The 6,697-nt window shown below is 56.6% G+C and carries 9 protein-coding genes; 3 read left to right on the forward strand and 6 right to left on the reverse strand.

The window, feature by feature from the left end:
• The 4 genes from BIS10_RS16475 to ybaK all read right to left on the reverse strand — a co-directional run.
• Positions 1 to 261 (reverse strand): AbrB family transcriptional regulator (locus BIS10_RS16475; protein WP_253506836.1); only part of this gene is annotated, 261 nt, incomplete at its 3' end.
• A gap of 98 nt (positions 262 to 359) precedes the next feature.
• On the reverse strand, positions 360 to 1,217 hold the full coding sequence (locus BIS10_RS16480) for a PA4780 family RIO1-like protein kinase (RefSeq protein ID WP_253506838.1): 858 nt from the start codon (positions 1,215 to 1,217) through the stop codon (positions 360 to 362).
• Positions 1,218 to 1,328: 111 nt separating this feature from the next.
• Entirely contained in the window at positions 1,329 to 2,726 is a 1,398-nt protein-coding gene (gene dbpA / locus BIS10_RS16485; protein ID WP_253506840.1) for an ATP-dependent RNA helicase DbpA, read from the reverse strand.
• Between the two features lie 108 nt (positions 2,727 to 2,834).
• The gene (gene ybaK, locus BIS10_RS16490) at positions 2,835 to 3,302 is read right to left on the reverse strand and encodes a Cys-tRNA(Pro) deacylase (protein WP_083024814.1); all 468 of its coding nucleotides are present in this window, start codon (positions 3,300 to 3,302) and stop codon (positions 2,835 to 2,837) included.
• Positions 3,303 to 3,409: 107 nt separating this feature from the next.
• Between ybaK and BIS10_RS16495 the strand changes: the two genes are divergently transcribed.
• Entirely contained in the window at positions 3,410 to 3,598 is a 189-nt protein-coding gene (locus BIS10_RS16495; RefSeq protein WP_139526597.1) for a DUF3008 family protein, read from the forward strand.
• A 57-nt stretch (positions 3,599 to 3,655) separates the two neighbouring features.
• Here BIS10_RS16495 and BIS10_RS16500 read toward each other — a convergent pair whose 3' ends face one another.
• Positions 3,656 to 3,925, reverse strand: a complete 270-nt coding sequence (locus BIS10_RS16500; protein ID WP_253506842.1) for a hypothetical protein — start codon at positions 3,923 to 3,925, stop codon at positions 3,656 to 3,658.
• A 104-nt stretch (positions 3,926 to 4,029) separates the two neighbouring features.
• Positions 4,030 to 4,893 (reverse strand): cation diffusion facilitator family transporter, encoded by an 864-nt coding sequence (locus tag BIS10_RS16505; RefSeq protein ID WP_253506844.1) that lies wholly within the window; start codon positions 4,891 to 4,893, stop codon positions 4,030 to 4,032.
• A gap of 120 nt (positions 4,894 to 5,013) precedes the next feature.
• Here BIS10_RS16505 and BIS10_RS16510 point away from each other — a divergent pair, with 120 nt between their 5' ends.
• Together BIS10_RS16510 and BIS10_RS16515 are read left to right on the forward strand one after the other, a co-directional pair.
• Entirely contained in the window at positions 5,014 to 5,883 is an 870-nt protein-coding gene (locus tag BIS10_RS16510; protein ID WP_253506846.1) for a LysR family transcriptional regulator, read from the forward strand.
• 207 nt (positions 5,884 to 6,090) lie between these two features.
• The coding region (locus tag BIS10_RS16515; protein ID WP_253506849.1) for a PIN domain-containing protein at positions 6,091 to 6,697 on the forward strand (607 nt) is incomplete at its 3' end.

Raw genomic sequence — 6,697 nt, forward strand, 5'->3', positions numbered from 1 at the left:
GTCGAGCACCCGGTGGGCCAGCTCAGGCGTGACTTGGCTGCCGAGCACCATGCCCATCACCGCGAGAAACACGCTGCGCAGCGATTCAGGCACTTCAACCTTCACGCCTTTGGCAGACACCAGCAGGTTCGCCACCAAGGGGCCAAGCATCCAGGCCAGCGGCAGCCCCGAAATGTGAAACAGCACACCGCCTGCTGCACCAACACTGAGCGATAAGACAAGCGCCTTGGCTCTCCCTGCACTGAAACGGCTGCCCTTCACACTCCCCTCCGGTGATCTTTCGGCTATGCGATATGGCAGAGTCGTTTCATCCAACTACTTACTCTGCTAAGCGTTGCCTCAGTTTATCACTATTGGGGTTAATCCTCGTCGTCGTCATCACGCATTCGCGCCTGACGCTCAGCTTCTTCCTCTTTGGCGTCGTCGATGACTTCCATCAGCTCATCCACGTTGGCAATGTGGCTATCAAACTCGAAGTGGCCGGTGAGTTTGCTATCGGGGTGCAGCTCGCCCGCTTCATAAAGCGCCCACATCTCCTTGCCGTAGTGAGTAGTGAGCAGCTCGGGAGCAAAGCGACCAAAATAAGCGCGCATGTTATCGACATCGCGCTCCAGCATGGCGGCGGCGCTGTTATTACCGGCCGCGTCTACCGCTTGGGGCAAGTCGATAATGACCGGGCCATCGGCATCAACAAGCACGTTGAACTCAGATAGGTCACCATGAATCAGACCCGCGCAGAGCATTTTCACCACGTCTTGAATCACTTTGGCGTGATAGCGTAAGGCTTGCTCTTCGGTCAGGGTAACATCGTCTAAGCGCGGTGCTACATCGCCTTCGGCGTCGGTGATCATCTCCATCAGCAGCACGCCATCCACAAAGCCATAGGGCTTTGGCACACGAACATCAGCTGCGGCTAAGCGGTACAACGCATCCACCTCGGCGGTGAGCCACGCCTGCTCCTGCTCTTTCTGGCCGTAGCGGGTTTTCTTGGCCATGGCCCTCGCTCGGCGGCTGTTACGCTCTTTACGCCCTTCCTGGTATTGCACCGCTTGCTTGAAACTGCGCTGCTTGGCTTCCTTGAATACTTTGGCACAGCGTGTGTCTCCGCCGCAGCGTACCACATACACCTGCGCTTCCTTGCCGCTCATCAACTGCATCAGCACCTCATCGATCAGGCCGTCATCGACCAAGGGCTGTAATCGTTTGGGTGTTTTCATAGCTTGCTGCGAAGGCTCCTATCTCATGCCAGACATCTACATGGCGAATGCGCGAGTCGCGAATACGCTGACGACCAAGTGATACACATCAGCATTGTTTTGAATACGTCGTTAATACCGAATGCGGCGCACTCGAAAAGCGCGCCCTTTTAGCTTATCCCGCTCAAGCTTTGCTTGGGCTTTTTGCACCGCTTCTCGCTCTACAGCCACGTAAGCACTGCGCGCAAGAACTTTGATTTTGCCCACCTGATCACCGCGTAGACCGCCCTCACTGGTTAAAGCCCCCAGAATATCGCCGGGGCGAAGCTTGTCCTTTTTGCCACCGGCTAGTTGCAGGGTCGCCATAGGTGGCTCAAACGGGGCACTGTTGGTCGCTTTTGGCAGCGGCTCGGTGTTCAGTGTTTCACCCAAAAGATCCGCTAACCGTTCTAAACGGTAGCTCTCTTGGGGAGTCACCAGCGTGCAGGCAATACCGCTGGCACCCGCACGTCCGGTACGCCCAACGCGGTGTACGTGTACCTCTAGCTCGCGGGCTATTTGGTAGTTAAACACAGCGTCTAGCTGAGCGATATCCAGGCCACGGGCGGCAACATCGGTGGCCACCAAAATGGACGCGCTTTGGTTGGCGAACAGCACCAATAGCCGGTCACGATCTTTTTGCTCAAGATCACCGTGGATGGCCACCGCGCTGAAGCCCGCGTCGACCAAGCTATCGGCCACGGCTTGGGTTTCTCGCTTGGTGTTGCAAAACACCACGCTGGTGGTGGGCCGTGTCGCGAGCAACAGCTGCTTTAGCGCAGCAAAGCGGGCGTCGTCGTTGGCCACATCGTAGAAGTGCTGCTCAATGGTCGTCGCGTCGTGGGTCTCTTCGACTTTAACGCTGACCGGGTCGCGCATTACGCCACGCGTCATGATCGCCAACCCACCTGAGGCTTCCTCATCAGGAAAGGTGGCGCTGAACAGCAGGGTTTGTCGGTCGGCAGGCGTGTCAGAAATAATATCGTCAATGGTGGCCTGAAAGCCCATATCCAGCATGCGGTCAGCTTCATCCAACACCAGCGTGGTGAGTGACCCAAGGGTGAGCGAGCCTTTGCGCAGATGTTCATCCACCCGGCCCGGCGTGCCCACCACGATGTGCGCGCCATGTTCCAACGATGCGAGCTGCGGGCCAAACGGGGCGCCGCCGCAGAGTGTGAGCACTTTCACGTTGGGCATCCCGCGGGCGAGACGGCGCAGCTCTTCCGCCACTTGATCCGCCAGTTCTCGGGTGGGACACAGCACTAGCGCCTGTACGCTAAACGCCTCAACGCGTAATTGGGAGAGTAGCGCCAAACCAAAGGCCGCGGTTTTGCCCGATCCCGTTTTGGCCTGGGCCATGACATCGCGGCCCGCCAACATAGGCGGCAGGCTCTGCGCCTGTACCGGCGTCATTTCGTGATAGCCAAGGGAGTCTAGGGTGCTCAGCAGCGCAGGAGAGAGCGCAAGGGATGCAAACGAGGTATCAGACACAAAAAATTCCTGAAGGGGGCGTGTTGCCCAGCAAACCGATAATGTGGAGCACCATACCAGAAAGTGCCACCCCCTGCTTTGCCATGCGCTGACTCTGATTTGTATCGCCTACGCAGAGAGCGCTGCAAATTGCCCCTGACTGAGTGCGGCTAAATCCTCCGGCGAAAGTTCGATTTCCAACCCACGCCGCCCGGCACTCACGTAAAGCGTCGACCACTGCTGTGCAGAGACATCAATGAAGGTCGGTAAGCGCTTTTTCTGGCCCAATGGGCTAACGCCGCCCAGCACGTAGCCCGTCGTGCGCTCCACAATCTCTGGGCTAGCCATCGTGGCCTTTTTAGCACCTGCCGCTTTGGCAATGCGTTTTAACCCTAACTGACAATTCACCGGCACAATGCCGACCGCCAATTGCTTGCCATCTAGGCTCACCACCAGTGTTTTAAACACCTGCTCAGCGGCTACACCCAGCTTTTCAGCCGCCTCTAGCCCGTAGGATGAGGCATCAGCATCGTGATGATACTCGTGAAGTTGAAAGGCAATACCTGCGTGCCTTGCGCTATTAATCGCTGGTGTCATGGAGCTCTCTTATGTTAAACGCGCTCGTCAGTCTGGAAACAACACTACCCACTGCTAGGCTTAATAGCGTGAGCACCTAAGGGAAGTCAACTGACAGGAGTCGTTAAATGAAAGCCACCTCTAAAGCACAGCAGAAAGCCGCCGGGGCTGCTCTCTCGGCTAAGCGCGGTGAGACCAAGCCAAGCGAGCTGTATGACGCCTCGAAAGAGATGTATGACTCGATGAGTGAAGAGGAGTTGGAAGAGATGGCGGGTACCCAGCGTAAGGGCAAACCGCAAAAGAAAGAGGACGACTGACCAATGCTGCGCCAGCGGGTTGCGCTGGCGCAGCTTGCGTGAGCCTATGTCAGCCAATTATTGGCAAGGCACCACGCGGCGCAGGGTATCTTTCGCCCACAGCGTTTGGCCATCTGGCGTGCGGCCATGTTCGTTCCAGCGCTCGGTAGTTTCCAGGCAGAACGAACCGGCGTTTTCGGTACGCGGGTCAGCGCTGACAGGGCGCTCTCCGCCGATACGCATAATGTCGGGGTTTTCAGTGGTATAGCTTGGGGCAATGGTAGAACTTGCGCAGCCAGCCACCAAAGCGGTGACCAGCAGCACGGGCAAACAGCGGCGCAATGGCATGTTTTTGCAACCCTCAAAAGTGCAGTGTTAAGCCGACACCAATTGTCGGTAGCGCTAAATATCACCACACCTTCGATAGCGTCAACATTTTTTCAATGCCAGTGTCACGTGACCAGCGTAATACTCGTCACCGGGCGGAGATTGCGCAGCTTACAGTGCTGTTCTACGCTCTCGACAATCTCTTCGGCGTCATCCATCTGCTGCTTATCCAGCTGAATATCGACCATTAAAAAACTGCCCACCTGCGCTAGGCGCACATCGTCATCGGCAATATCAAAATCCGCGACTTCCTGGACCACCTCCTGGCGGACGCTACCTACCGGTTCGCCAAACATCAGCTCACGCAGCGCCCCTTTTACCATGCGAATCGGCATGGGCAGGAAGTAACCGGCAATAATCAGGACCATCACCGGGTCGGCAAAACGCGCCAAGTGCGCCCATGGCGAGAGCGTGAGCCCCCAAGTGAGGGCAAAGCCCAGCATCACGGCGGCACTGAGCCAGGTATCCATCTGCCACTGGCGGAGCTCCGCCGCCAGTAGTGAAGATTGCGCGACCTTGGCGTACTGGTTTAACCACCACCAAGTCAGCAAACACCCCGTCACGTTGACCACGCCAAACATCAGCGCCAAGTCCAGCGTGACCAAACGTCCACCCTGAGCCAGGCTCCAGAGCGCTGAGACCAGCGAAAACAGACACACTAGCGCAATCACCACGCCTTTGAGCAGCACGGCTAGCGGTTCTACCGTTAGCCGCCCAAAGGGGTAGTGATCATCCGCGGGTTTGCGGGCCTGTTGAAGTGCAAACAGCGACAGCGATGCCAGCACTAAACTTAATAGCGAATAGCCACTATCGAAGAGTATCGTAATTGAGCCACTGGCAAGGCCTAAGGCAAGCCCGGTAAAGGCAAATAGGCTGGCAGAAATGGCGGAAAATCTAAGCGCTCGGCGCTCGGCGACAAAGGGGGTCACGCGGGTTGCTCCAATAAGAGGATAGTAAACGCAGGCCATCATAGTGAGTACACTAGCGCTTCACCAATCGCTCAGCGCCAACTATATTGGCGCTCAAAGGGTTTTCATAAGGTGGTTCTCATGCGCGCAGAACAGGTGCAGGCGTTTATTGATGTCACAGAACACGGCTCGTTTGCCGCTGCTGCCCGGCATACCGGAATAAAGCGTAGTACGCTCAGTGCCTCCGTCAATGCGCTGGAAGATAGCCTGGGTGTGGCGCTGTTTGAGCGCTCGGGTAACAGCTTGCAGCTAACGGCGGTGGGGGAAAGCGTACTACCCGACTGCTACCGCCTACTGACCAGCGCCAGCCGCATTAATAAACATTGCCAGCAGCACTTGCAGGGCGTTGAGAGCCAGCTCTGCATCGCTCGGGACGATGCCCTGCCCGAGGCGTTTTGGCGCCAGGTCATGCACGACTTGAAGCAGCGTTACCCGCTGACCGCCATTTCGGTGTACCTGCTGCCGCCTCAGGAGCACGCCCAGTTTGTGCTGCGTCAAACGGTGGATATTGCCTTTGGGCTCTACACCGCTGAAGGGGCCGCGGTGAACGCCAGCAACCTAGCACCGGTGAGCATGAGCCTAGTGGCAGCCCCGGACCATCCGCTTAGCCGCCTGCCCAATGTCACTAAGGATGATCTGGCCCAATACACTCAGGTATGCCTGACCTTCGATCAGGGCGACAAACTCGTGAGCGAGGCTCTGTTCTCGACCAACTACTTGGGCCTGACCATGTTTGAAGTGATTCGCGATGCGGTAATTAACGGGACCGGCTGGGCGCTACTGCCTTACCCGCTGGTTAAAGACGCCTTAACCAATCACACGCTGTGTGCGCTCAACCACGACCTGCTGCTGGAAAGCCACTACTACCGCTATGTCGAAGGTGAAAGCCTGGGCGTGGTCGCCACTGCATTACTCACAAACGTCACACGCTTTTTAGGGACGACTCGCTAATAGGACTTACCCCCCATAGCAACGTTGAAATTAAGGAGTGGCGAAAATCCCAAATGCATTCCACGCTGTTAGAAATTGCTGAACTAAAAAACGGAATATAAGGAGAACTAAGGACACGCTAGAGAACCGACACAGGCAAGTGTCATCTAAGCGTAAAGTGCGTCTGCCAGTGTCGATGTTGCCGTCAACCAAGGAGTAGTTTCCGCGATGGTACGACTCGATAAGAAAGCGACTAGGCTGTATGTCCTAGACACGAATGTCCTGATCCACGACCCCACTGCGCTCTATCATTTTGATGAGCATGATGTGGTTATCCCTATGACCGTGCTTGAAGAGCTGGACAAGCACAAAAACGGCATCCGCGAAATCGCCCGTACGGCAAGGCAAATCAGCCGCACCCTTTCCGACCTGACCAATCAGGTTACCTTCGATGAAATCCAGAAAGGCATCCCCATTCCCCGCATCAGCGGAGAATCCGGCCGCTTGCACTTTTTGTGCTACAACGACTTAAAGCCTTTCGACTCGCTAGACGATAGTCCCGACAACCGAATCCTGGCAGAAACCTGCCGCCTGCGTGACGAACGCCCGGATGCCTCGGTCATTCTGATCACGAAAGACATTAACCTCAGGGTAAAAGCCGCCGCACTAAAAGTGCCGGTGGAAGACTACCTAAACGACCGCGCTTTCTCCGATAGCGACGCGATGATTGAAGGCGCCCAGGTGTACGCCTCGGCCGGGCAGGATGGCGCCTCGCTATGGGAAGCGCTCAACGTAGAGGTGACCGTCGAACGCGTCGGCCACCATACCTTCTACC

Source organism: Halomonas sp. 707B3 (genome assembly GCF_024158645.1).
GTDB lineage: Bacteria > Pseudomonadota > Gammaproteobacteria > Pseudomonadales > Halomonadaceae > Vreelandella > Vreelandella lionensis.